The sequence below is a fragment of the Campylobacter sp. P0103 genome (genome assembly GCF_002139545.1).
Taxonomy (GTDB): Bacteria; Campylobacterota; Campylobacteria; order Campylobacterales; family Campylobacteraceae; genus Campylobacter; species Campylobacter devanensis.
Map to the genome: position 1 here is coordinate 38,086 of NZ_MJKG01000006.1, position 26,304 is coordinate 64,389.

Genomic DNA, 26,304 nt, shown 5'->3' on the forward strand with positions numbered 1-26,304 from the left:
AAATTTATTATAAAATCTTATAAAAATTTAGGGCTAGTATGGGAAATTTTATCTGTTTACATTGTAAGGGTGAGTTTGATCAAAGTGTTGCTATAAAAGATGATAGCGGACATGAGTTTTGCTGTAATGGATGTATGAATGTATATGGGTTTTTAAATTCTCATAATCTATCTGAATTCTACGATAAATTAGGCAATCAAAAACATTTCAAAGCACCAAATTTAACTAAAATTGATACTGAGACATTTTATAAAAATTATGTCAAAAATAGCGATGGATTTTGTGAAATTTATATAATTATAGAAGGAATTCATTGCTCGGCTTGTGTATGGTTAAATGAAAAAGTATTAATCTCAAGCGATGGAATTATAGAAGTATCGCTAAATTCAGCCAGTCAAAAAGCGCATATAAAATGGGATGATAGCATTATCACATTAGATCAAATTTTGCATAAAATCAGCTCTATTGGCTATACTCCAATCCCATATGATCCACAAAAAGCCGATGCAAGAGCAAGTCAAAAGCGTAGAGAGTTTTATGCTAAGATGCTTGTAGGGATATTTTGTACGATGAATATTATGTGGGTGGCTGTAGCCTTATATGGCGGATACTTTAGTGGAATGAGTAAGGATATAAAAGATATCTTACATTTTGCAGAGTTTATTTTGGCCTCGCCGGTACTTTTTTATACTGGTAGTGAGTTTTTTAAAGGGGCATATTATGCTATTAAAAATCGCCAAGCCAATATGGATTTAAGTATTGCTGCTGGAGCAAGTATAGCCTATTTTTACTCAGTTTATGCGATGCTTAGTAGAAATGGCGAGGTATATTTTGACTCTGTAGCGATGATTATTACTTTTGTATTTGTTGGTAAATTTCTTGAGGTTATTAGCAAGAAAAAATCAATAGATACTCTTGATCTGCTTGGCTCTCTTTTGGTAAATCAAATTTATGTAAAATCTAATGATAAATTTGAGTTAAAAGATGTCAATGATGTAAAATTAGGAGATATCATCAAAGTGCGTAGCGGTGAGCGTGTAATGATTGATGGTAGTGTAGTTAGTGGGGCTGGTAGCTTTGATTTAAGTAGCATTACTGGAGAGAGCTTGCCAGTGTTGATTGGTCCTGGTAAGAAGATTATAAGCGGGGCTATGTGCATAGATGGAAGTATAGAGTATGAAGCAACTGAGCTTTTTAAAAGTTCAGTTCTTAGTAAGATTATAGATCTTTTAAATAAAGCAAGCTTTAAAAAACCAAAAATAGAGCTTTTAGCTAATCAAATTTCGGCCAAATTCTCTTTAGTGATTTTGCTTTTAGGACTTGGGACATTTGGGGTATGGCTATTTAATTCTGAACAGATTAGCACAGCAATTATAGTAGCTATTAGTGTGATTATCATCGCTTGTCCGTGTGCTTTAAGTCTTGCTACTCCAGTAGCTACTTTAATAGCTTTAGGTAGCGCAATGCGTGGTGGAATAATCTTTAAAGAGGCTAAGGTAATTGAGAGTTTAGCAAAGTGTGATTGTGTAGTTTTTGATAAGACTGGTACTTTATCAAAATCAAAACTAAGTGTAATTAAAGCAATAAAACTAAAAGAGTATAATTCATCTTTATTATACTCTTTAACTCTTGCTTCTACTCATCCAGTAAGTGTGGCTATTAGGGATTTTAGTATTAATCAACAGCTAAATTTGAGCGATATAACAAGCTATAGCGGTCTAGGAATGAGTGCAAAATATGGCGATTTAACTATTTATGGTGGTAGTTCGCGATTTATGAGCAAGTTAGGATTTGGGGAGTTTGAGGATAATGGACTTAATTATTATTTTGCTATAGATGGCGAGGTTGTGGCTAAATTTGAACTTGAAGATGAATTAAGGGATGAATCTGCAGATGTGATTAAGTCTTTACAAAATAGTGGATATAAAGTTGTGATGCTAACCGGAGATAATGAAATTACTGCTAGTAAGATAGCTAAAAGATTAGGAATTAGCGAGTTTTATGCTAGTAAAGATCCATTGCAAAAATCGCAAATAATTAAGGAATTAAACGCAAAAACTCCAGTAGTTATGGTAGGAGATGGGGTTAATGATGTGGTTGCACTAAGTATGGCTAGTGTGGGTATTTGTATGGGTAGTGGAGCGCAAATTAGCGTTGAAAGAAGCGATGTAGTACTGCTAGATGATAATTTAAACTCACTTGTAAAAGCGCTTAATCTTTCAAGATTGACATTTAAAACTATTAAGCAAAATTTAGGTTTTACTTTAATATACAATGCCCTTACTATTCCACTAGCTATGGCTGGGTTTATTATCCCGCTATTTGCGGCAATATCGATGTCGCTTAGCTCCATTATAGTGGTATTAAACTCTACAAAAATCAAATTAAAAGGATAAAAATGAGTGGTGTAATAGCTATAATGCTAGGGATCTCTACTTTGCTTGGTGCTGCTGCGCTTTTTGGACTTTTGTGGGGAGTAAAAACTAGACAATTTGATGATTATTCAAAATTTTTAGATGGTACTAAATTTGATAGTGAAGATGCATTAAATGATGCTATAAATTTAGAAAATCGTAAAAAGGATCTAATGAAAAAGCGTGATAAAGATAGGGGTTATAGACCGCCAGATTAATTTTTGAGTTTAAGCAAAGCGGCAATATAAGATAATGCTATTTTATATGTATTATGAAAGCATAGTTATAATTTTTATATTACTACACTTTCATACTTAGTGATAATTTTTATTTCCCTTTAGGATAAAGCGATGTGTGATATAGGCAAAATCCTACTAGCGCTACACCGCTTACAATATGTACAGCTTTGGCGGTTTTATTTTTCATAAATAGTGCCGTACTAGCGGTTAAAAGCAGGCTACTACTCATACCAATCTTTGCTATTTCTCTTTTAGTCTCTAGGCTAATTTTTGGTTTTTTAAGCTCTTTTACTGCGTTCATTTCTTTTCCTATTTTTGATTTTTTTATATGCTCTTAGATTAGTTTGCACGCTCAATACTAGGCTACCAATCACTCCTATAGCAATTAAAATTGGCATTATCCATCCCTCTTGATACGAATTCGCCTAAGTGCGTTAAGCAATAAAGCTATTGTTGTACCGTTATGCGCTATGGCAGTTTGTATAGGTGAGAGTTTGCCTAAACTTGCTAGTATCAATATGAGTGAATTTACCCCCACTGTGACCTTAAAGCTATTATTAACCTTTGATAGACAAGATATAGCAAGATCTCTAGCGTCTGCTACAGCTTCTATATCATCTCTTAATAATACTACATCTGCGCTAGCTTTGGCTATGTCAGCACCTTTGTGCATTCCAATACCTATATCGGCTCGTACTAGTGCTGGAGCATCATTTATTCCATCACCTACAAAAGCAACTTTTTGACCATGTTTGGCTGCTTTTAGCATAATCTCATCTAGAATTTTAGCTTTGTCAGTCGGTAGTAGCTCTGCATAATAATTTGCTATACCAAGCTCTTTAGCAATGGCTTTTGCCTTACTTTTACTATCTCCAGTAAGCATTATAAATTCTTTTACACCGCTTTTTTTAAGTCTTTTTAGAGCCTCTTTGGAATTTGGTCTAATAGTATCTTTAAGCAGTATAACTCCTAATAGTTTACCATCAAATCCGATAAATAAAGGCGTATCTCCATTTTTTAATATTTCATCTATCTCTTTAGAGTGCTCTTTAAAGCTTATACACTCATCATCTTCTAAGAAATGTCTCGAGCCAATTACTACGCTTTTTTTACCTACTTCACTTTTTACACCATGAGCTACTATAAATGTTACCTCATCATGATGAAAATGGTCAAAATTATTCTCTTTAGCTGCTCTTACTACAGCTTGTGCTACTGGATGAAAGTAGTGTTCTTCAATACTTGCTGCTAAATTTAATACTTGATTAGCATCCCAGTCTTGATGAAATGAGTGCACTTTTAATACTTCTAGATCGCCATTTGTTAGCGTTCCAGTTTTATCAAAGACAAATATTTCACTTAGCTGAAGACTCTCTAAACTTTTAGCACCCTTTACGATGATCCCCTCTTTAGCAGCACTTGATATAGCTGATTTAAATGCTACTGGAGTAGTGAGTTTTAAAGCACAAGAATAATCAGCTTGAAGTACGCTAGCAGCACGCACTAGTTCGCCAGTCATAGCATAGCTTAGTCCAGCAAGACTAAGAGTAATTGGCACTAAAGAGTCTGCCATTTTTGAAGCAGTTAATTCTTGGTTTGAGCGTTCATCTAGTGTGGACTGGATATATGATTTTATGCGATTAGTAGCAGTGTGATCGCCTACAGCTTCAGCCCATATTTTAATCTTACCTTCTTGAACTATTGTACCACTTAGCACTCTATCGCCTCTACTTTTACTAGCTGGAGTAGCTTCTCCTGTCATTGAAATTTGATTTATTAAAGCTTCTCCATCGATGATGTGACCATCTATATATATAGTATCGCCAGCACCTACTACTACAATATCGCCAATTTGTATATCATCACTTGGAATTTGACGCAGTGTTACTTTGCTATCAGTTATACTCTCAACCCACGCCATACCACCTTTTTGCTTAGCTAGTTCTTTGATAAGATCATCGCTTTTATACATTGTAAGCTCTTCTATATATTCACCCAAAGTCAGCATAAAATTGGTTGAATTTGCTGCCTTATAGTCTTTTAAATATAGTGAAATTGCTACGGCTGCAGCTTCAAGGCTACGAGATGTGATGCCTTCGCTAAATGTCTCTTTTAATCCGCTTTTTAGCAATGGAAAGGAGGCTAAAAGGCTAAAACTAAGACTAAGCCCTGGACTTCTAAGAAATGGAGCTATAGTTAAAGCACTAGCAGCACGTACCACTTCAGATGAGCTTGGGATTTCGCTTCTTAGTGCGATGTAGCTATCTTTTTTGCTCTTGCTTTGGCTTTTGATTTCATTAGATTTTAAAATATCTGAAATTTGATTTTGAATTTGATCTAATGAGCCTTCATAGCTTATAATTATACTTTTGATTATCCCATTTATGCGTACATCTATCACATTTGGCAAAGAGTCTACAGCAACTCTAAGCAAGAGAGGATCTACACTACCTTCATAGCCAAATCTAGCTCTAGATTTGGTTTTGTGCAGAAGTTTTATAGGCATATCTTACTCGCTAGCTTCAGCTTTTGCATCTTCATAACGCTCTTTTAGCTCTTCTAAGCCACATTCAAATAGTGTTGAAATTTTAGCAAATCCCTTAAAAATTGCTCTTTGAGCATTTTCATTTGTTAAAATATATGTAGCAGCTGCGCCAATTAATGCTCCTTTTAAGAAATCGCCACTATTTCCAGCGCCAAAAATACCATCTAAAAATCCATTTTGAGTATTTTGATTATTTTGTGTATTTTGAAAATTTAAATTTGACTGATTTGAGCTTGAATTTACATTTTTAATATAAGGATTATTATTTATCATTATTTAACCTTTTTTGTTGATTTTTTAATATTTTACACTCTTTTGGTTTAAATGCATTTTGGACGCCATAGACAAAGGCTCCACCAATTGCAATATATGTAGCAGCTTCTACTATTTTAGTTGAGGTGCTTTTATTTGGATTGCCAATGGTGTTTGATGCGGCAATAGCACATGCTCCAATTGCAGCACCTTCAAGTGTTGATTTTATTGTAGTTTTAATAGCTTCATCTTGAGTGATTTGACCATCTTTTAACTTAGCATATTGGTATGCACCGCTTGCCATAAGTGCCAAAATTGCTCCACTAACTGCGTGTCCGCTCACTGAACGAGGCGCACCTGTGTTTATCATTGATTAATCCTTGGATTGCTATTTTCTAAATTTAGATTGGTAGCTGATTTTAGGTTTGACTCATCTTGAGAGTTTGGAGTCTCTTGAGTTTCTATTTTTGCTTTTGGTTTGCGGCCTGGTTTTTTTCTTGCTGGTTTGTCTTGAACTTTTTCTTTAATGTTTGTTATAGTAGCTTTGCTAGCAGTTATGCCATCTTGGAATTTTTTGTCTAAATTTAAGTTTCCAAGCGATTTTGCTATCTGATCTCTTTTAGTAAATGCAAATGCGATTCCAGCACCTAGTGCGATACCTGCGATAAATGGTAATGCCATATTTTACTCCTTATTTTTATTTAGTAATTCATTTACGATAATCACGCTAAAAGCGCCAATAATCGCACCTCCAACTAAGCTGTAATTTAATTTACCTAAAAATCCCTCTAATTCATCCTGGCCTAGTGAGCCATCTTTTAATTTATTCACCATTATAGCAGTCTCATTTATTAAGGTTTTACCTTGATTTAATTGTTCTAAAAGATTGTTATTTTGATTTAAATTTAGAGCATTTTGCAAGGATGGAATGTGATTATTATAGCTAGCTGCTTGAAGCCTGTAAAATGTATCTATTATTTGTGCATCGTTCTCGTTTGTTACTAGAGTATTGTAGAGTTCTACATTTGCTTGTTCGTTTTGTAGTGCTATAACAGCTGCTTCTTCAAAGCTTTTAGGGGTTGCAAAACTATAAGGATTTGCCGGTATTTGCGCACCAAGCTCATTTAGATGGAAAATAATAGCATTTATATGATTTGCCTCAGCCTCTAAAAGATTAGTAAATGGTGCTCCAAATTCACTAGCGCTAAAGTAGAAGCTATAAGCTTTATACTCATCATCTAACGCTTTTAAAAGATTATCTATGCTCATTTTATATCCTTTAGATTTTTATTTATTATCATAGCAATTTTATCTAGATTGCGCCCATTTATAGCATCCTCCCATAGACTTGGCTCAAGCATATCTTTATCATAATGCAAGGTTAAAGAGCCGATTAATTTATTAAATTTAATCTCTTTGATTAGTGGAATTTGATTTAGTTTATCTATTAATTCTTTAGCTTCTATTTTGCTTTGTTGGGCTAGATTTTTAAGCTTTAGACTAGCTCGTAGTCTAATTCTACCAGGTGTGTGATGAATAATGCTAAAATAATCACCCAAAAGCTCTAAATCGCTTGGTTTTATCTCTAAATTATTTAGTGAAATTTGGCTATTTATATCCATAAAATTACTCAATTTTGATATTAAATTTGACAAAATTATATATAAATGATTATAAATCTTAACTTAAATTTTCATATATTGATATTGATTTTCATATCATTAAATCAATAAATTTAGTATATTTTAATAAGAAAATTTGATAAATTCGCAATTTTCTTAACTATATTTATAAAATCATTATCATATATATTTTGATAATATCCAAATATTATAATTTATTAAGATTAAATTTAGATTTTGTTATTATAAAATCAGCTGCGATTAAAATAAGATTGAAATTTATAAGAATTTAGAATAATAATTGCCTTTAAGAGCTAAAATCAAGGCTTTTTAAGTGAGAAAATTAAAGCCCTACTTAATCCAAATTTGATATAATTAATCAAATTTTAAAGGATCATAGATGAAAATTTTAAGCCTTGCTAGTAAGCTATCTTTACAATCTCCTAAGCTTGTTGATAAGTTTAAAAATGATGAAATTATGGTGATTAGTCCGCTTGATGATAGTATAAAAGCGAATTTTATCAAGTGTGAAATCGGTGCTATAAGCTACGCTTTGGCTCTTATAGGCTTGGAGTTTGGCTTTGGTGGGGAGTTTTGGGATGAGCTTGATTGTGGTGAGTTAAGTGGTGAGTCAAATATAGGCGAAGAGGAGTTGCCGTGTATTTGCGAATTTATCAAAAATTGTGATATTTGCGTTATTAGTGATGAGATTTTTGAGAGTAATGAGAGTAGTGTAAAGGCGATTTTGTTGCTGTTTAAGAGCAAATTTGGCTTTAAAATAGTAAATTTAAATGGCGATGAGGTAGAATTAAATGGCGAGTTAGTAGAGCTTGAAGAGATCCCGAATTATGATAGTGCCGTGGTATTTACCCATCCGCATTGCGATGAGTTTAGGGCGGGAAATTACTTTGGTATCGCTGCTAAGTTAAAAGATGGTGATGAGATCAATATACATTTAAGACAAAAAGATATAAAAGCTAAACTTTCAATAGATAAATCTATCAAAGGAACCATAGGATTTTTAGGCTTTGAAGGGGCAAAATATGGTTTTGAAGTTTTGAAATTTAGCCCTTTGGTTGGCTAAATTTCTATATATTCTACTATTTCACCAGCTTTTAAACCATCTTTATGGCTTGGGCAGATTAATAAAACGCCGCTATTTATGAGATTTCCTACGATGGCTGAGCTACCGGATTTTTTGGTTGCGGTGGTGATTTTGATGGTGCCGTTTTCGTTGGTTATACTAGCAGCACCGAACTCTTCAAATGGTGATTTTTTGGTATAGTCATCTTTTAAAATCGCTTTAAATCTATTTTTTTTATTTAACCCAAAGATATGCTCTATAAATTCTTTAAAAAACAGCACACAAGTCACCATCGCCGAATAGGCAAATCCAGGCAAGGCAAATATAAATTTATCATTGATTTTAGCTACTTTGATATGCCTACCAGGCTTGATGCTAGCACCATCTATGATGATTTTCGACTCTCTTGTGATATCACGCATAAAGTCAAAATCCCCCACGCTAACACCACCTGTGGTGATGATGAAATCAGCTGAGATTAGGGCGTTTTGGAGTGCGGTTTGGATCGCTTGTTTATCATCTTTGATGATTGGCATGATGATTGGCTCGCATCCCATATCTTTGAGCAAAGATGAGATAGATATACTATTTGAGCTATAAATTTGAGCTTTATGCTCTTTTGTTTGGCCTATATCCAAAACTTCACTACCAGTGCTTAATATCGCAACTCTAGGTCGGGCTAAGACATTGATATAGCTATATCCTAATTCAGCCAAAAGAGCTAGCTCACAATATCCAAGTTTGGTGCGAGAGCTTAGTAGTAGCTCTGATTCTTTATAGCTCTCACCAACTTCTCTAATAGCAAATCCTTGCGATACAGGCCTAGTAATCTCTATATACTCACCACTTAATTTGACATTTTCTATAGGCACGATAGTATCGGCTCCATCGCATACTAAGGCACCTGTAAGAGTCTTGACACACTCATTTTCAGATATAGTGATATCATCGCTATTTCCGGCGGGGGCTATGTTTATTACTTTAATTTTGTTATTTTGATTTGTAAATTTAATGGCATAGCCGTCCATACTTGAAGTTGGATAGGCCGGATATGGGCTTTTGGCTACTATATCATCTGCTAAAATTCTCCCAAGCGCCCTATCAAGCGAAACTCTCTCTATAAAGTCCCATTTTGGGGCGAGATTTAGTAAATTTTGGAGATTTTCATTGTAGCTCTTCATTGCTTACTCCTAAAATAGAGATAACCTCATCACGGCTTATTATATTAGAGTTGAATTTCACTATACTATATCCATTTTGTTTGTAGCGATCCACTATACCATTAACGCTATCTAATATTGATATATCGGCATTTTTAAGGCGTATGATTTGAAATATTCTTGGGTCGCTTAATTGAAATAAGATTAAAAGCCAAATAGCTGAGGCCACAGCTAAAACAGCAGCTAAAGCCGTGATATTATAGCTATGTAATAGATATCCGCCCACTGCCCCACCAAGAAAGCTACCTAAATAGCCAAATGAGTTAAATATACCAAGTGCCGAGCCTCTTTGGTTTGATTTGGCGAATTTGCTAGCACAGCTTTGCATGATTGGCTCATGGATATTAAATCCTATGAAAAATATAACTACAAATATGATGAAGCTCACAGCTGAATTTGCCACGCCAAAGCCTATAAATGAGATGATAAATAGCACCACACCAATCAATAAAAGCTTCTTGCTATGCCCTTTGCCATCACCTAAAAATCCTGCCATTCCCATAGCCAAAAATCCAAAAATCATAGAGATTAAATATACAATCCATAAGTCATCTCCGCTATATTCTAAGGATTTTACTAAAACTATCGGGATAGCTACAAAGGCACAGCTCATAAGCATTTTTTGCATTAGATTTGTTAAATTCATTATGGCTAGATCTTTTTGTTTAAGTAGTTTAGTAAGTGGAATTTTGGGGTCGTGATGATGAATTTTTGGCTCTTTTGGCACAGCGCTAAAGAGTAAAAATATACAAAAAATAGTTACTATAATAGATAGATAAAATAGACTAGAAAGCCCAAATTCACGGCTTAAAAGCGGACTAAGAATCATAGAAATAGCAAAAGCAATCCCAATCATCCCGCCCATCATAGCCATAGCTTTGGAGCGTTTATCTTCGCTAACTAGATCGCTTATCATAGCAGTTGCTACAGCACCCACAGCACCGCAACCTTGGAGCAATCTACCAAATAGCATTGTATAAATATCAGTTGAAATAGCACAAATTAATGAGCCGATTATAAATATAATTAGCCCTACAAATATCATAAATTTACGCCCAAATCTATCACTTAAGCTACCAAAAGGGAGTTGAAAAATCATCTGAGTAATAGCATAAGCACCGATAGTAAGCCCAGCTAAAAACTCATTAGCCCCATCAAGCTCAAGCGCATAAAGACTAAGAACAGGTAAAATAATAAAAAGCCCAAAAAACCTAGAAGCTGCGATAAATCCAAGCGGCAAAACTGATCTTATCATACAAAAAATCCTTAAATTTAAAAAAGAGTAATTTTATCATAATTAATATTAAACTCTTTTAAATTTATTTTGTAAAAAACTTTACGATAAATTTACATTTTTTACATTTTGACTTTACAACTATTATTTATAATTTCGCAACTTAAAATTCAAGGAGTTAAAATGTTTAAAAAATATCTCGTTGCACTATTTGTGCTATTTGGTCTTAATAGCTATTTATTAGCTGAAAATATCTATCCTATATCTCGTGAGATGGGCTCTGGTACAAGGGGCGCATTTGTGGATATATTTGATGTTAAAGAGCAAGTCGGTAAGAAAAAAATCGACGCAACTTCTAAAAAAGCTGAAGTTACAAACTCAACAGGCGTTATGATAACCACAGTTGCAAACTCAAAAAACGCTATTGGCTATATCTCGCTTGGCTCTTTAAATGATTCAGTAAAAGCTGTTAAAATAGATGGCGTAGCACCAAGTGTAGAAAATATCAATAACAAAACTTACACAGTTTTTCGCCCATTTAATCTAGCTATAAGTAGTGATAATGAGTTAGTAAATGACTTTTTAGGTTACACTAGCTCAAATCAAGCTAAAAGCATAATCCAAAAAGCTGGCTATATCGCACTATATAATAATGAATTTAGCTCAAAAAAACCTAGCGGCAAGATCGTAGTTGCTGGGTCTAGCTCAATTACTCCATTAATGGAAAAATTAAAAGAGAGCTATAAATCACTAAATCCAAACGCAACTATAGAGATCCAACAAAGCGACTCTACAACAGGGATTAACTCAGCTATAGAAAAAATAGCCGATATCGCAATGGTATCAAGAGAATTTAAAGCTAGTGAGTTAAAAAACGGCTTAAAAACTCAAGTTTTAGCCCTAGATGGACTAGCTGTAATAGTAAATAAAGCAAATCCAATTGACTCGCTAAGCAAAGATAGTGTTAAAAAGATCTTTACAGGCGATATTACCACTTGGGAAAAAGTAAAATAATGCTTAAAGAGAGATTTTTTCAAGGGCTTTTTGCCCTTAGCGCCGGCTTTTCTATCTTTGCTGTTGGCGCTATAGCTCTATTTTTGTTTTTTAACGCTTTTGCAACTATATCACAAATAGGCTTTTTGGAGTTTATTTTTGGTATGGATTGGTATCCTGATGAGGAGATTTTTGGTATATTTCCTATGATTATTGGAAGTATATATGTAACGGCTTTGGCTATAGTTTTGGGCGTGCCTATTGGGGTTTTGAGTGCTGTGTATTTGGCCTATTTTTGCCCAAAAGGGTTAAAAAAGATTATCATGCCAGCCGTTGAGCTATTAGGTGCGATTCCATCTGTTGTTTATGGATTTTTCGGACTTGTGATAGTGGTGCCTTTGGTATCTAATATCTTTGATGGTGTTTCAGGTAAGAGTATTTTGGCAGCTTCTTTGATCTTGGCAATTATGGTTTTACCTACAATTATCTTAGTATCAAAAGCAGCGATTGAGGCTTTGCCAAAGAGCTATTATGAAGGAGCTTTGGCCCTTGGGGCATCACCTGAAAGAGCTGTCTTTTTCGCTATAGTCCCAGCAGCTAAAAGCGGTATTTTGGCCTCTGTGATTTTAGGCGTTGGTAGAGCTATTGGCGAGGCGATGGCTGTTATCATGGTAGCAGGAAACCAAGTCCAAATCCCACACTCACTAAGTGATGGAGTAAGAACTCTAACTACAAATATCGTGCTTGAGATGGGTTATGCAGCAGATCTGCATAAAGATGTATTGATAGCTAATGCGGTTGTGCTTTTTGTCTTTATTTTGATTATAAATATTAGTTTTAGCGCTTTAAAAAGGGGTAAAAAGTGAGTAGGGATTATCTATCTATATTTTTATCATTTTTACTTAAATTTTCTATTTTTAGCGTGTTGTTTGTATTTTTTGGGATTACGCTTTTTATCTTTATTAAAGGTATTATCTATATCTCGCCAAGCCTCTTTGAGTGGGAGTATAATAGCACAAATGTCTCTTTAATGCCAGCACTTATAAATACTATAAATATGGTTATTTGCTCTTTGGCTATTGCTATGCCACTTGGGATTTTTGGGGCGATTTATCTAAATGAATATAGCAAAAAAGATAGCAAAATTCTAAATCTCATAAGGGTTACTTCTGATACTTTGGTGGGAATTCCAAGTATTGTGTATGGGTTGTTTGGTTATCTTGCTTTTGTTATATATTTTGGATTTAAAACTAGCTTTATAGCGGGGGTTTTGACTCTTAGTATTATGATTTTGCCTTTGATTTTAAGAAGTAGCGAAGAGGCTCTAAAATCTGTTCCAATAGGTTATAAAGAGGCATCTTTGGCTCTTGGAGCTAGCAAACTTCGCACTATATTTGCTATCATCTTGCCTAGTGCCACAGCTGGGATATTAGCCGGTGTTATCCTAAGTATTGGTAGGATAGTTGGTGAGAGTGCGGCGCTACTTTATACCTCTGGAAGTGTAGCACAAATCGCTGGAGCATTAGATTCTGGGCGGACTCTAAGCGTTCATATGTATGCTATATCTAGCGAAGGCCTTCACATAAATGAAGCTTATAGCACGGCGATGGTGCTTATTGTTATTGTATTTTTTATGAATTTTATCTCAAATTTTGTAGCTAAAAAGATTTTAAAGGATAGTAAATGAAAAAGTGCTTTGATATTAATAAACTAAATTTACATTATGGGGCATTTCACGCATTAAAAAATATCAATATGGAGATTACCAAAGGCGAAGTTACGGCCTTTATCGGTCCTAGCGGATGTGGTAAATCTACATTTATAAAAACCCTTAATCGTATGAATGATTTAGTAGAAGGTTGTAAGATTGAAGGGGAGATTTTGTTTCATGATAGGGATATTTATAGCAAAGATTATGATATAAATTTACTTAGAAAGCGTGTAGGTATGGTATTTCAAAAGCCAAATCCATTTGCTATGAGTATATATGATAATATCACATTTGGCCCTAAGACTCATGGCGTAAAAGACAAAGATACCCTAGATAGCATAGTAGAAAAGAGCTTAAAAGACGCTGCTTTGTGGGATGATTTAAAAGATAGATTATATAGCTCGGCTTTAGGGCTTAGTGGCGGCCAGCAACAAAGATTATGTATCGCTAGAACCTTAGCTGTAGATCCAGAAGTTATCTTAATGGATGAGCCAACTAGCGCACTTGATCCTATATCCACGGCCAAAATAGAGGAGTTAGTCTTAAAGCTCAAAAAAGATTATACAATCATAATAGTAACTCATAATATGCAACAAGCTCACAGAATTTCGGATAAAACGGCGTTTTTCTTGATGGGCGAAGTGATCGAATATGATGATACAAAAAAGATATTTAACAAACCAAAAAACAAAAAAACTCAAGATTATGTTATGGGGAAATTTGGGTAAGTTTGCTATAATTTGGCAAATTTAAAGGAATTAAGTGATCTATGTCTTAGAAGATGAAGGGGCGATTTTAGATCTTATTTGCTATGCTTTAAAATCCCAAAATATCCCAGTAAAAGGCTTTAGCCTAGCTAAGGATTTTTATAAAGCCTTAAAAGATGAAATCCCTCAAATTTTGGTTTTGGATGTTATGCTCCCAGATGGCGATGGATTTGAGATTTTAAAAGATCTTAAAAATAGTGCTAAATATAAAGATATTTGCGTTTTGATGCTTACAGCTCTTGATAGTGAGATAAATAAGGTCAAAGGCCTTGATCTAGGTGCGGATGACTATATCGCAAAGCCTTTTGGAGTGATGGAGCTTTTGGCTCGTATTAGGGTGATTTCTAGACGCAAAGCCAAAGAAGAGCCAAATAGCGATATAAGCTTTGATGGATTGGAGTTTTCATATAAAAATCATATTGTTAAGGTTGATGGCAAGCCTTTGGAATTAACCTTAAAAGAATTTGAATTACTTGGATTTTTATTACAAAATCCAAATCAAGTTTTTAGCCGTGATATGCTTTTGGAGATGATATGGGGCTATAGCTATGATAAAGAGAGTAGAACGATAGATATGCATATTAAAACATTAAGAAAAAAGCTTGGTAATATGTCAGATATGATTAGGACAATTCACGGAGTTGGCTATAAGTTAGTAAGAGAGTAGGATGCAAAAAAGGGTATTTTATTTCATTATTTTTTCTACATTAGCACTAGCTTTATTTATAAATATATTTTTGATATTTTCTATAGAATCTGTGCTTAAAAATGAGCTTTTTGATAGATTGAAAAATTATGCTTATAGCATTAAAAGCGAGGTTTTATCATCTATCCAAAATGGCTCTATACAAAGCTTAAAAGACCTAGATGAGACTTATAGAATTAGCATAATTGACCAAAATGGAGTTGTGATATATGATAATTTTGCCAATAATCTAAATTTGGATAATCACAGCAATAGAGCCGAGTTTAAAGATGTGATAAAAAATGGAGAATCCACAAATATACGCTATTCTAATACACTTTTAAAGCGAAATTTATATTATGGGCTTAAAATCTCTAATGAAAAAGGGGAATTTGTTTTAAGAATTTCAAAAGAACAAGACTATCTATATGCGATATTTATGAGCTTTATACCTTATATTGTTGCTGAGATTATATCGGTGCTGATATTTTCATTTTTATTAGCTAAATACCTTACGCATATAATTTTACGCCCGATTTACAATATAGATTTAAAGAATTTAGATGAGAATTTACCATATCCAGAGCTTAGAGTTTTGATAGAAACTCTCAAAAAACAAAACAAAATTATCAAAAGCCAATTTAAGCATCTAAAACAAAAAAGACAAGAGCTACAATCCCTAACCAAAGGTATGAAAGATGGCCTTATCATCATCAATCGCTCCGGAGAGATATTAAGCATAAATCCAAGCGCTCAAAAATACTTTGCTAATTTAGCCAAACATACTAATATATCTCAAATTCAAAATGATCTATTTTTAAAGCTTTTATTACAAAATTTAAGAGATTTTAAAGATGGTAAGATATCTTGCGAGATAAGGGAGCAGATAGTGTTTATGCAAGAGACTTTAGTGGAGTGCGAAATTGTCTTTTCGCCGATTTTTTCGCAAAAAGGCAAATTTAAAGGGCTAATTATCGTTATTTGCGATATTACAGAGTTTAAGCGAAACCAAAATTTAAGCAAAGAATTTAGCGCTAATGTAACTCACGAGCTTAAAACTCCGCTAACTTCTATAATGGGAAATGCCGAGATGATTAGAAATAATCTTGTAAAAAGTGATGATATCCCGCATTTTATAGATACAATTTATAATGAATCTAAAAGATTATTACACCTAATAGAAGATATTTTGAAATTATCATTTTTAGATGAATCTAGCACTAAGAATATCCCATTTGGCAAAGTAGAGCTTAAAAATCTACTCTTAAAAGTCTATTCTAACTTAAAAAGCGTAGCTAAAAAATATGATATTGAGTTTAAATTTGAGCTTGAAGAGGCCTATATACACGGCTCAAAAGAGCTATTAGAACACGCTATTTTCAATCTATGCGATAACGCTATTAAATACAATCACCCAGGCGGATATGTCAAAATCAAGATAAAAAATTTAAAAGATTGTGTAGAGCTTAGTATAAAAGATAGTGGCATAGGAATTGAGCCAAGCTCACAAGAGCGGATATTTGAGAGATTTTATTGCGTGGATAAAAGTTATAGCAAAAAAGTAGGTGGCACAGGATTAGGACTATCAATAGTTAAATCAGTTTTAAATATACACCACGCCAAAGTAAAGCTAAAAAGCCAAAAAGATATAGGAAGTGAGTTTATTATCACATTTGCTAAGGATATAAAATAGATAAAAATTAAGTAAATATAAGCAATAAAACGATTAGATTAGTTAAAAAATAATATTAATAAAGTAAACTGTGCTAATTAAAGCAATGCAAAGGATTATTACATAGTTTATAACTATGTAAAATAATAAGAACTCTTATGTTTAGCTTATCCTTTAACTTTTGATTTAGCCTAAGAGGTAATTTCTATATAAGTTCTTTTATTGTAGAATCTATTTTTTATTTTATTATATGTTTATTTTGGAGCGTAATATGTTTAGATATATTTTTGTTTCTTTAGTTTTAGTATCTACTTTATATAGTTATTGTAGAGAGCCAATGAAACCTATATGTATTGGTTCATCGACATCTTTTAAAACATTTAAAAATTCCTGTAGAGATGATGTAGAAGATTATATTAAAGATTTAGAGAGATATACAAAGTGTGTAGTAAGTGAATCTCGTAATAAGATTCAAGAGGCAATAGATAGCTATGAATGTTATTCATCTGGTGAGAATTTTTGTTATTGATATATACTTTGATTTTTAGATTTATGAATCATTAGTATATTAGCTTAATTAAAATAGTGAGCCAATTAATAATTAAAGAGCATAAAATATTAAAACTATAGATATGATAAATTCCAAGAATATGAGTACAACAGAAGAATAGTGTTTTGTATTGAACGAAAAGCTAAAGAAAATATTGCATACAAAATCTAAATTAAATACTTTAGTCAAATGAAGCATAGCTTATTGCTAAAAGGAGTTTATAAATCCTATCTATATAAAATTTATAAACTCTAAAAAATTAATATTATCAAATAGCAAAGTGTATCTTGTTTAGTCATTGTATAGAATTAATTAAAGCTATATATTAGTTAATTGATATTTATTAAAACTGATAATTGATTAATATATGGATATTCAAGAGATAAGTGGCTCCGGATGCTGGATTCGAACCAGCGACCAATCGGTTAACAGCCGACTACTCTACCGCTGAGCTAATCCGGAATATCGTATAAATGAGTTGGAATTATAGCTAATAATTAGCTATTTGTCAATTAAATTTAGCTTAAATTAGAAATTTTTTTCAAATTCTATAAAATTTCATCCCAGCTAAATCGCATTCTATAACCTTGCCTTCATTTATCAGCGTTTCTAAATTTATCTTTGCATTTGTAGTAAAGTTGTTTTCTATATCATATAAACTTTGAGGGCGAAGTTTTAAAAGCTTTTCAAGTTCATCTTTACTATAATCAAATTTAGATTTTAAAGGGGTTCTAGAGGCTATACTAACTGGTGCAGCATCTATAAAAGTTGCTAAATAGTGTAATGTTTCACTACTAACGCCTCTAACATTATGAGCTGGTGGGCGATCTATAGTGCTGATATCTATTCTATTAGGTAAAATCTTTTTAAAAGCTCTATTTAAAGCCATAAACTCATCATCGTTATCATTATATCCAGCTACAACCAAAACCTCCATAATAAGCTCGCCTTTAAATTTAGATCTAAATTGCGACATAAGCCCTACTAACTTATCTACATCTATATTATCAATACTTCTATCAATTTTGCGAAATGTCTTTTGATTTGCACTATCAAGGCTAAACTTCACAATATCAAGGTTTAAAAGAGCCTCAATAGCATTAGGATTTAAAACAGCACTACCATTGCTAAGAATTAGTGATTTTTGCGTGGTTTTAAGAGTATTTATCTGAGTAATTAAATTTGATAAATCGCTATATAGACTTGGCTCGCCATTAGCCGTAAGCGTGATAACATCGATATCTTTAAACTCATTAAGAGCATTTTTAAGCTCATTTATTATAACTTTGGAATTTGGTTCATTTTTTATAGCTCTGATGGTTTTAGCTTTTTTTAACTCACAATATAAGCAATCAAAATTACAGCTTTTTTGATCTGGACTAAGGTCAATCCCAAGAGAGCTGCCAAAGCGGCGGCTACTCACTGGACCAAATATAAATTTATATCCCATTATTTTGCATATTTTGCAGATTTTTCTTGGACAGATTTGATAAAATATTTAGCATGTTCAACTGGAATATCTGGTAAAATACCATGACCAAGATTAAATATATGTCTTTTGCCGCCCATTATAGATAGAATTTCATCTACGCCTTCATCAATCGCATCTTTGTTATACAATCTTGTAGGCTCCATATTGCCTTGTAAAATATATTTAGCACCTAAAGATTTTTTAGCATTAGCAAGCGGGGTGCTCCAATCCACACCAAATACATCAAAATTACCACTAATATCATCTAAAAATCCGCTAATTCCTTTAGGAAATACTATTATAGGAGTATCTGGGAAGTTTGCTTTTAGATAATCAACAATCTCATTAATATAGCTAAATCCAAATTCCATATAAGCACTTTTTTCTAATGCTCCAGCCCAACTATCAAAAATCTGAACAGCATTTACTCCAGATTTTATCTGCTCAGCTAGATATAACTTAAGAGCATTTGTTACCTTGCGAAGAATAGCATGAAGGAATTGAGGATTATCATATACCATCTTTTTACAGATATTATATGTTTTTGTGCTGCCTCCTTCTATCATATATGTAGCAATCGTCCATGGAGCACCACAAAATCCTATTAAAGCTTTATCTTTGGCTAGCTTATCTCTAGTTAATTTAATTGTATCATAGACATAGCTTAGATTTTTAATTGCTTTATCGCTACTTAGTCTATCTAAGTCCTCCATTGTAGCAATTGGCTTAGGAAATACCGGGCCTTCGCCTTTTACAAATTTAAGCTCCATACCCATCTCCATAGGTACTACTAATATATCGCTAAATAAAATTGCTGCATCTACGCCTAAAATATCAACTGGTTGAAGTGTAACCTCGCTAGCTTTTTCATAATCCTTACAAAGTGATAAAAAATCCCCAGCCTCAGCTCTAACTCTCATATACTCAGGCAGATATCTACCAGCTTGACGCATCATCCAAACTGGAGTATAAGGAGTTTTTTTGCCTAAACATGCATCTATAAAAATCATAAATATCCTTTAATCCTAATGATGTGAACTCTTATGCAAGAAATATAAGCCTAAACAAAGAGCTAAAATAGATAACGCTAGATAGACCATCTCAAGAGGTGTAGTAAATTTAGCGTGCAAAACACGCTGAAAGAAATTAACCACTAAAACCATCACAATGACTTTACCTATCTTATCTTTTAGCTGGTCTAAACTATGCACTTCAAGCACTCTAGCCTGTCTAGAACTCTTAGTTGTATCAATTTCACTAATAAAAAGCTCATAAATCCCAAAACTAAAGATAAAAAAGACCAATGCCATCAAATACAGATCTATAGCCCCAATAATAAGAGCTACGCCATCGCTATGCAGATCTACACTATGGTCGCCTAGAATTAGGTAATTCCATGCATAAACTATTACCTTAACAATATCATAACTAGCAACAATAAACATCACAAAAGCTCCTAGCAATCCAAAGATCACTGGAAGCAAGGTTACCATTCTAGACTTCCACAAAAGCCCTTCAAATAGCCTTTCTATCTTGTTTTTAATATTATCCATTCTGCTCTTGCATCTCTATCCATTTTTGTGCGATTCTAACCGCATTTGTCGCTGCACCAACTCTAATCTGATCAGCCACACACCATAAATGTAATATGCTATCATCATAATTATCTTTTCTGATTCTGCCTACATATGTCTCATTTGTATCACTTGCGTGAATTGGCATTGGATAAAGATTATCTTTTGGACTATCTTGAACTACAACGCTTGGAGCATTTTTTAGAATTTGAGTTGCTTTTTGTGCATCAATTGGAGTTTTAAATTTAATAGTTATGCTCTCGCTATGACTTCTAAGAACTGGCACACGCACACAAGTTGCACTCACTTGTATATCTTTGTGAAGGATTTTTTGGGTCTCTTTAACCATTTTCATCTCTTCTTTTGTGTAATCATTATCTAAGAACACATCAATATGTGGAATTACATTTAGTGCTATTTGGTGTTTAAATGCACTTGGCTCACACTCATCAAGCTTAAATTCAAAGAATTTTTGCATCTGCATAACCAACTCTTCCATTCCTTTTTTACCCGCACCACTTGTAGCTTGATATGTGCTTACATCTACTCTTTGGATACCAAAAGCATCATCAAGAGGTTTTAACACTTGCACCATCTGGATTGTAGAGCAGTTTGGATTTGCTATTATGCCTTTATTTTGCCATTGAGCAATGTCTTCTGGATTACACTCAGGCACTACTAATGGCACTTCTGGATCCATTCTAAAATGGCTAGTATTATCTATAACTATTGCTCCGCTTGCTGCTGCAAATGGTACAAAATGAGCCGATATGCTACCGCCAGCACTAAAAAATGCAATATCTACTTCATGCTCGTCAAATACAGTATCAGTAAGCTCTACAATTGGATAATTTTTGCCTTTAAATTCAATCTCTTTCCCAACACTCTTTGCACTTGCAAGCGGCAACACATCGCCAACTGGAAAATCCATCTCTTCTAAAACACGAAAAATCTCTTCGCCTACAGCTCCAGTAGCTCCAACTACTGCTATACTATACTTTCTCATACTACGCCTTAGATTTAAATTTAGGTCGCTATTTTATCTAAATTTAGCTTAATATAAGTCAAATTTGAATTTAAATTACTTTTTAGCGTAAATAAACAGATCCTCTTTACTAATACTACTACCTTCACTTAGTATAGCAGCGCGCTCAACAATACTAATAAGCTCCCTAATATTACCTGGATAATCATAATTTAAAAGCTCATCAATAGCCTCTTGACTAAACTCTTTTTGACCTAATTCATACTCAACACAAACTCGCTTAAGTGTAGCATTTGCGATATCTACAATCTCATCTTTGCGTTCTCTAAGTGGTGGGATTTTAAGCGGAACAGTATTTAAACGATAAAATAGATCCTCTCTAAACTCACCATTTGCAACTTTTTGTTCTAAATTCGCATTGGTTGCGCTTACGATTCTTACATCTATTTTAATTGGTTTGCTAGCTCCTACACGAACGATCTCACGCTCTTGAATCGCACGCAAAAGCTTAGGTTGTAAATTTAGTGGCATCTCTCCAATCTCATCTAAAAATAGAGTTCCACCATTTGCTAGTTCAAAAAGCCCTTTTTTAGTTGCTGTAGCATCGGTAAAAGCACCCTTTTCATATCCATATAGTTCACTTTCAAGTAAATTTTCAGGTATTGCAGCCATATTAATAGCCATTAATGCTGAATTTTTTCGCTTTGAATTTTCATGGATATATCTGCTAAAAAGCTCTTTACCTACGCCACTCTCTCCCATTATCATCACGCTTACATCAGTTTGGGCTGCCTTTTTGGCAATATTTAGAGTTTTGTCTAAATTTGCAGAAGCGGCTAAAAAATTACTACTTTTTATCTCTGTGGTGGTATCTGGTGTTTTAGTTTTAGTTTTTTGAGTTATTGCGCTAGTTCGTTTAATTGCTGTAGCTAAAGTATCAATATCAAATGGCTTGGTCAAAAAATCCTTCACCCCAAGGCGAACACTCTCAATAGCCCTATTTAGTGTAGCATTTCCTGTCATAATAATTACATCGTATTTGCCACCAAGTTCTTTTATAAACTCTAGTCCATCCATTCCAGGCATGTTTATATCAGTTACTATGACATCAGTATCATTACTTAATTTTTTAAGTGCTTCAGTAGCACTTTTATAAGATTTTACACTAAACTCATTATAATCACCTAAAGCGATCTCCAGGGATTTACGCATATTTATATCATCTTCTACAATTACAACATTCATGATTTACCTTATAATTTTGCTTATTGTAGCACCTTGGGGCTTAAATTCCACTATAAAGCGGATAGGGGCGATAGTTAATTCTGTGGTAAAAAGAGCTGAGTTTGGATATGTAGTTGAGTTATCTAGAATTCTTACTTCTTCTGAAACAAAGCAGTCAAATAGTTCATTTTTGTGTAAATTTAAATACTCATAAGTAGTTAAATCTGTCGGTTTTGAGATTGGGATAGAGCATATAATTTGACTACTTTTATATCCTTTAACCATCGATCTAGATATAGTGATCTCATCGCTACTAAGTATCCCATTGACGGTAATTAATCTAGCCCAAAAGATAAACTCATCACCGCCAAATAGGTTATTTAGTGCAAATATTAATAAGCAAAAAGTTCTAGCCACTTTTCTCTATCTATTTTTAGCTCCATTTCAACTCTATATAAACCATCTTTAAAGTCTTGGTTGATTACTGAAGCATTTTTGATAAGGCCTAAAACTCTACCTTCAATAACTGAACTTTGCAACATTGCATCTTTTACTGTATCTTTAGCATTAATTTTAACACCATAAAGTTTAGCTGCTAGCTGTCTATGACCATCTGTAATTGCTGAACGTTTAGCTAATGCACGAGCCTGAGCCGGACTCACAGTATCAAGCGGCGGAATTCCCTCGCCAATAGCACTAAATGCTACCTCATTATCAGCATTCATAGCTGGGATCATTTTTTCATTTTGAATGATCTCTCTAATATCCTCTTTATCGACTTTTTGGACAATTACTTCAGCTGGTTGTTGATTAGAACCAGATGCATTTGCACAACCTGCTAATGCTAAACCTGCAACCAGTGTGTATAAAACTCTTTTCATACCTTACAACCTTTTAAATTTGAATTTAAATTTTATAAAGCAAATATTATTCCACTTCTTCAATTTTAGCCATTTGTTCAGCTATAAAATCATCATCGATGATATCCATATCTTGATCATCGCTCTCTTCTTTAGGGCATCTTGCAATGCTGACAACTTCATCGCTACCGACATTTACAACGATTACGCCACTTGTGTTGCGACCAGCTTTTCTGATTGTTTGCATATCTACTCTAATCATCTTACCGCTGCTTGTAAGAGCCATTAAATCCATGCTTTCATCTACCATAACTACACCGACTAGGTCTTTGGTTTTTGATGTTAGTTTCATACAAATAACACCTTTACCGCCACGACTTTGAAGTCTGTACTCATCAGCAGTTGTACGTTTGCCTATACCTTTTTGGCTAACGCTTAGAATTTCTTGCGTATCGTTCTCTATAACGACAGCACCTACTACTTCATCGCCTTCTTCTTTAAATCTAATAGCGGTTACTCCACGAGCCACACGGCCAATTTGTCTAACTTTGCTTAGTGGAAATTTAATACACATACCTTTTTTAGTTACGACAAATAACATCTTTTCATCACTAGATTCTGGAAGCTCATCAATACTTTCAAGAATATGTTCTATCTCGCTCTCTTCAAGTTCGGATATTGCTTCTATTTCGCTATCAATAACCTCTTCAAGAGCATCAAATCCACTCTCTTCAAGCTCATTTTCTACTATTATATCTGGGTCATCTACTACTTTTTCATCATAGTCACTTGTGGCTATAACTACTGTTACTAATTCATCGTTTTCATCTAAATTTATAGCTTTAACACCGATACTTCTGATGTTTTGATATTCGCTTAAATTTGTTCTTTTTACAAGACCATTTTTAGTAAAGAATGCTAAAGATTTATTTTTAGAAAAATCAGTAGTCGGGATAATTGCTTTAATCTTTTCATCTGGTTGAAGATTGATTAAATTTACTACAGCTTTTCCTTTAGCGGTGCGACTGCCTTCTGGGATTTTATATACTTTTAGCCAATATAGTTGCCCACGATCAGTTACAAACATCAGCGTATCATGACTCATACAAGTAAAGAAACTCTCTATAAAATCATCATCATATGTAGTTACTGCGACTTTGCCTTTACCGCCACGTTTTTGTTTTTCATAACTTTTACTTGGTACACGCTTGATATAACCCCTATGAGTGATGGTTACTACCATATTTTCATTAGGGATTAGGTCTTCTACGTCAATATCGTCATAATCATCGATAATTTCAGTAATTCTTGGACATTTAAATTTAGATTTGATCTCTAAAAGCTCATCTTTTATAATGGCTTCAATTAGCTCCTCGCTTTTTAAGATCGCATCAAGCTTATTAATTAATTCTAAGATCTCTTTTAGCTCAGCCTCTAGTTTTTCACGCTCTAATCCAGTGAGTTTGCTTAATCTCATATCCAATATTGCATTACTTTGCAGCTCGCTTAGACCGAATTTAGCCATCAATCCATCTCTAGCGATATTTGTATCAGCACTTGTCTTAATCAAAGCTATCACATCATCTATATTATCTAAAGCGATTTTTAGCCCTTCTAAAATGTGCGCTCTAGCTCTAGCTTTTTGTAAATCAAAGATAGTTCTTCTAATAATTACTGTTTTTCTATGGTTTAAGAATAGTCTTAAAAGCTCAATTAGTGAAAATATCTTTGGTTCTTTATTATTTATAGCTAGCATAATTACCCCAAATGTTACTTCCATTTGAGTTGATTTAAATAGATTATTTAAGACAATATCACTCATAGCATCACGCTTAAGCTCGATAACAAGACGAATTCCATCTCTATCGCTCTCATCACGCACCTCGCTAATACCTTCTATTTGCTTCTCTTTTACTAATTCAGCAATATCAGAGTGTAGTTTGCTTTTATTTACTTGATATGGTAGTTCATCTACTACTATTACATCTTTATTTTGCTTTTTTTCTATATGAGTTTTGGCTCGCAGCTTAATCCTACCTCTACCGGTGCGATAAGCTTCTATTATCCCTTTTTTACCAAAGATTATACCGCCAGTTGGAAAGTCTGGACCTTTGATATGAGCCATTATATCTTCTAGTGTGGCATCCTTGTCATCAAGTAATACCAAAAGCCCATCTACAAGCTCATCAAGGCTATGTGGCGGAATATTTGTTGCCATACCTACTGCAATACCGCTTGAGCCATTTAAGAGTAAATTTGGCACTCTAGCTGGAAGTACATCTGGCTCAACCATGCTATCATCATAGTTTGGAATAAAATCAACAGTATCTTTATCTAAATCTTTTAATAACTCTTCAGCTAAAACCGTCATTCTAGCTTCAGTATAACGCATCGCAGCTGCGTTATCACCATCTACTGAGCCGAAGTTTCCTTGGCCATCTACAGCTGGAATTCTCATAGAGAAGCTCTGAGCCATTCTAACTAACGCATCATATACAGCTGTATCGCCGTGTGGATGGTATTTACCAATTACATCACCTACGATACGAGCGGACTTTTTGTATGGGCTGCGACTACCTACGCCTAAGTCATTCATAGCATATAGGATTCTTCTATGTACTGGCTTTAGCCCATCTCTAGCATCAGGCAAAGCTCTACCAATAATAACGCTCATCGAATAGTCTAGATAGCTAGCTTTTATCGAGTCCTCTACATCTATGGTTGTTACATCTTGATTTGAGTTAAAAATATTATCTTCCATCTTTTTCCTTGAAAAATCTGCTCAATATTTTATCCAAATTTAATAAATATTAGCTAAAAAGTATGGAATTATTTTATTTAAATCACACTTTATAAAGTAGATAATAAGAGTGGTGAAGTCAAGACTATGCTTGATTGTTTTTTGTTAAGTTTTAGTATATAGACCATTATCAGAGCAGTTAAAAGGTATTCTACTATGATTAAAATAGAGAGCTTTGATCCAAATTGACCAAGAGGGGATTGATTTGCCAATGGTGTATTCTACTATGATTAAAATAGAGAGCTTTGATCCATTATAGCTAGTGGTAAAGTTAAGGATTTGACAAGGGTAATTATTTAAATTGCAAAATAACTGATCTAAGCTAATCCCAAAGTGACTATAGTTAAAAAGATAATGAAACACTAGGGTTTAATTTGCGCCATAATGCTAAGGAATATAATC

27 protein-coding genes and 1 tRNA gene are annotated in these 26,304 nt (G+C 33.7%); 10 read left to right on the forward strand and 18 right to left on the reverse strand.

Features of this window, described 5'->3' with window-relative positions:
- Positions 1-38: 38 nt before the first annotated feature.
- On the forward strand, positions 39-2,396 hold the full coding sequence (locus CIGNP103_RS06775; RefSeq protein WP_086225592.1) for a heavy metal translocating P-type ATPase: 2,358 nt from the start codon (positions 39-41) through the stop codon (positions 2,394-2,396).
- Positions 2,397-2,398: 2 nt separating this feature from the next.
- On the forward strand, positions 2,399-2,632 hold the full coding sequence (gene ccoS, locus CIGNP103_RS06780; RefSeq protein WP_086225591.1) for a cbb3-type cytochrome oxidase assembly protein CcoS: 234 nt from the start codon (positions 2,399-2,401) through the stop codon (positions 2,630-2,632).
- Positions 2,633-2,741: 109 nt separating this feature from the next.
- Here the strand turns inward: ccoS and CIGNP103_RS06785 are convergent, their stop codons facing one another.
- The 7 genes from CIGNP103_RS06785 to CIGNP103_RS06815 all read right to left on the reverse strand — a co-directional run bounded on the left by CIGNP103_RS06785 (position 2,742) and on the right by CIGNP103_RS06815 (position 7,072).
- Positions 2,742-2,954: a hypothetical protein gene (locus CIGNP103_RS06785; protein WP_086241782.1), complete on the reverse strand. Its 213-nt coding sequence runs from the start codon at positions 2,952-2,954 to the stop codon at positions 2,742-2,744.
- Between the two features lie 96 nt (positions 2,955-3,050).
- Positions 3,051-5,159, reverse strand: coding sequence for a heavy metal translocating P-type ATPase (locus CIGNP103_RS06790; RefSeq protein ID WP_086268818.1), 2,109 nt, complete (start codon positions 5,157-5,159; stop codon positions 3,051-3,053).
- Positions 5,160-5,162: 3 nt separating this feature from the next.
- Complete coding sequence (locus CIGNP103_RS06795) at positions 5,163-5,471, reverse strand: YtxH domain-containing protein (RefSeq protein ID WP_236845147.1); 309 nt, start codon at positions 5,469-5,471, stop codon at positions 5,163-5,165.
- Positions 5,461-5,820: a hypothetical protein gene (locus CIGNP103_RS06800; protein WP_086225588.1), complete on the reverse strand. Its 360-nt coding sequence runs from the start codon at positions 5,818-5,820 to the stop codon at positions 5,461-5,463. Before CIGNP103_RS06800 ends, CIGNP103_RS06795 begins: the two co-directional genes overlap by 11 nt.
- Positions 5,817-6,131: a hypothetical protein gene (locus CIGNP103_RS06805; protein WP_086225587.1), complete on the reverse strand. Its 315-nt coding sequence runs from the start codon at positions 6,129-6,131 to the stop codon at positions 5,817-5,819. The genes CIGNP103_RS06800 and CIGNP103_RS06805 overlap by 4 nt, the downstream gene beginning before the upstream one ends.
- Positions 6,132-6,134: 3 nt before the next feature.
- A complete protein-coding gene (locus CIGNP103_RS06810) occupies positions 6,135-6,719 on the reverse strand; it encodes a hypothetical protein (RefSeq protein WP_086225586.1) in 585 nt (194 codons plus the stop codon).
- Complete coding sequence (locus tag CIGNP103_RS06815; protein ID WP_086225585.1) at positions 6,716-7,072, reverse strand: HMA2 domain-containing protein; 357 nt, start codon at positions 7,070-7,072, stop codon at positions 6,716-6,718. Before CIGNP103_RS06815 ends, CIGNP103_RS06810 begins: the two co-directional genes overlap by 4 nt.
- Before the next feature lie 400 nt (positions 7,073-7,472).
- Here CIGNP103_RS06815 and CIGNP103_RS06820 point away from each other — a divergent pair, with 400 nt between their 5' ends.
- The gene (locus CIGNP103_RS06820; protein ID WP_086268819.1) at positions 7,473-8,156 is read left to right on the forward strand and encodes a hypothetical protein; all 684 of its coding nucleotides are present in this window, start codon (positions 7,473-7,475) and stop codon (positions 8,154-8,156) included.
- On the opposite strand, the gene CIGNP103_RS06825 is transcribed toward CIGNP103_RS06820, so the two are convergent.
- Together CIGNP103_RS06825 and CIGNP103_RS06830 are read right to left on the reverse strand one after the other, a co-directional pair.
- A complete protein-coding gene (locus CIGNP103_RS06825; RefSeq protein ID WP_086268820.1) occupies positions 8,153-9,337 on the reverse strand; it encodes a molybdopterin molybdotransferase MoeA in 1,185 nt (394 codons plus the stop codon). The genes CIGNP103_RS06820 and CIGNP103_RS06825 overlap by 4 nt on opposite strands.
- Positions 9,321-10,631, reverse strand: a complete 1,311-nt coding sequence (locus tag CIGNP103_RS06830; protein ID WP_086268821.1) for an MFS transporter — start codon at positions 10,629-10,631, stop codon at positions 9,321-9,323. Before CIGNP103_RS06830 ends, CIGNP103_RS06825 begins: the two co-directional genes overlap by 17 nt.
- Before the next feature lie 162 nt (positions 10,632-10,793).
- Between CIGNP103_RS06830 and CIGNP103_RS06835 the strand changes: the two genes are divergently transcribed.
- The 7 genes from CIGNP103_RS06835 (at position 10,794) to CIGNP103_RS06865 (ending at position 16,967) form a co-directional block, all read left to right on the forward strand.
- The gene (locus CIGNP103_RS06835; protein ID WP_086268822.1) at positions 10,794-11,624 is read left to right on the forward strand and encodes a substrate-binding domain-containing protein; all 831 of its coding nucleotides are present in this window, start codon (positions 10,794-10,796) and stop codon (positions 11,622-11,624) included.
- A complete protein-coding gene (gene pstC, locus CIGNP103_RS06840) occupies positions 11,624-12,469 on the forward strand; it encodes a phosphate ABC transporter permease subunit PstC (RefSeq protein WP_086239202.1) in 846 nt (281 codons plus the stop codon). The genes CIGNP103_RS06835 and pstC overlap by 1 nt, the downstream gene beginning before the upstream one ends.
- The gene (gene pstA / locus CIGNP103_RS06845; protein ID WP_086243486.1) at positions 12,466-13,290 is read left to right on the forward strand and encodes a phosphate ABC transporter permease PstA; all 825 of its coding nucleotides are present in this window, start codon (positions 12,466-12,468) and stop codon (positions 13,288-13,290) included. The genes pstC and pstA overlap by 4 nt, the downstream gene beginning before the upstream one ends.
- The gene (pstB, locus tag CIGNP103_RS06850; RefSeq protein ID WP_086252684.1) at positions 13,287-14,042 is read left to right on the forward strand and encodes a phosphate ABC transporter ATP-binding protein PstB; all 756 of its coding nucleotides are present in this window, start codon (positions 13,287-13,289) and stop codon (positions 14,040-14,042) included. The genes pstA and pstB overlap by 4 nt, the downstream gene beginning before the upstream one ends.
- A 34-nt stretch (positions 14,043-14,076) precedes the next feature.
- Positions 14,077-14,748 (forward strand): response regulator transcription factor, encoded by a 672-nt coding sequence (locus CIGNP103_RS06855; protein ID WP_086268823.1) that lies wholly within the window; start codon positions 14,077-14,079, stop codon positions 14,746-14,748.
- Between the two features lies 1 nt (position 14,749).
- Positions 14,750-16,459, forward strand: a complete 1,710-nt coding sequence (locus tag CIGNP103_RS06860) for a sensor histidine kinase (protein WP_086268824.1) — start codon at positions 14,750-14,752, stop codon at positions 16,457-16,459.
- A 316-nt stretch (positions 16,460-16,775) separates the two neighbouring features.
- Positions 16,776-16,967, forward strand: coding sequence for a hypothetical protein (locus CIGNP103_RS06865; RefSeq protein ID WP_141031563.1), 192 nt, complete (start codon positions 16,776-16,778; stop codon positions 16,965-16,967).
- A gap of 408 nt (positions 16,968-17,375) precedes the next feature.
- On the opposite strand, the gene CIGNP103_RS06870 is transcribed toward CIGNP103_RS06865, so the two are convergent.
- The 9 genes from CIGNP103_RS06870 to gyrA all read right to left on the reverse strand — a co-directional run bounded on the left by CIGNP103_RS06870 (position 17,376) and on the right by gyrA (position 25,863).
- Positions 17,376-17,450: transfer RNA gene (locus CIGNP103_RS06870), tRNA-Asn, on the reverse strand.
- Positions 17,451-17,529: 79 nt separating this feature from the next.
- Positions 17,530-18,438, reverse strand: a complete 909-nt coding sequence (locus CIGNP103_RS06875) for a radical SAM protein (RefSeq protein ID WP_086268825.1) — start codon at positions 18,436-18,438, stop codon at positions 17,530-17,532.
- The gene (gene hemE, locus CIGNP103_RS06880; RefSeq protein WP_086229826.1) at positions 18,438-19,469 is read right to left on the reverse strand and encodes a uroporphyrinogen decarboxylase; all 1,032 of its coding nucleotides are present in this window, start codon (positions 19,467-19,469) and stop codon (positions 18,438-18,440) included. The genes CIGNP103_RS06875 and hemE overlap by 1 nt, the downstream gene beginning before the upstream one ends.
- 15 nt (positions 19,470-19,484) lie before the next feature.
- A complete protein-coding gene (locus CIGNP103_RS06885; RefSeq protein WP_086225569.1) occupies positions 19,485-20,012 on the reverse strand; it encodes a YqhA family protein in 528 nt (175 codons plus the stop codon).
- Positions 20,005-21,039 (reverse strand): aspartate-semialdehyde dehydrogenase, encoded by a 1,035-nt coding sequence (locus tag CIGNP103_RS06890; RefSeq protein WP_086233901.1) that lies wholly within the window; start codon positions 21,037-21,039, stop codon positions 20,005-20,007. The genes CIGNP103_RS06885 and CIGNP103_RS06890 overlap by 8 nt, the downstream gene beginning before the upstream one ends.
- 75 nt (positions 21,040-21,114) lie before the next feature.
- Entirely contained in the window at positions 21,115-22,263 is a 1,149-nt protein-coding gene (locus CIGNP103_RS06895) for a sigma-54-dependent transcriptional regulator (RefSeq protein ID WP_086225567.1), read from the reverse strand.
- Positions 22,264-22,266: 3 nt separating this feature from the next.
- Positions 22,267-22,659, reverse strand: coding sequence for a hypothetical protein (locus CIGNP103_RS06900; RefSeq protein WP_086240817.1), 393 nt, complete (start codon positions 22,657-22,659; stop codon positions 22,267-22,269).
- Complete coding sequence (locus CIGNP103_RS06905; RefSeq protein ID WP_086225565.1) at positions 22,635-23,123, reverse strand: LPP20 family lipoprotein; 489 nt, start codon at positions 23,121-23,123, stop codon at positions 22,635-22,637. Before CIGNP103_RS06905 ends, CIGNP103_RS06900 begins: the two co-directional genes overlap by 25 nt.
- Before the next feature lie 46 nt (positions 23,124-23,169).
- Positions 23,170-25,863, reverse strand: coding sequence for a DNA gyrase subunit A (gene gyrA, locus CIGNP103_RS06910; RefSeq protein ID WP_086268826.1), 2,694 nt, complete (start codon positions 25,861-25,863; stop codon positions 23,170-23,172).
- Positions 25,864-26,304 lie beyond the last annotated feature (441 nt).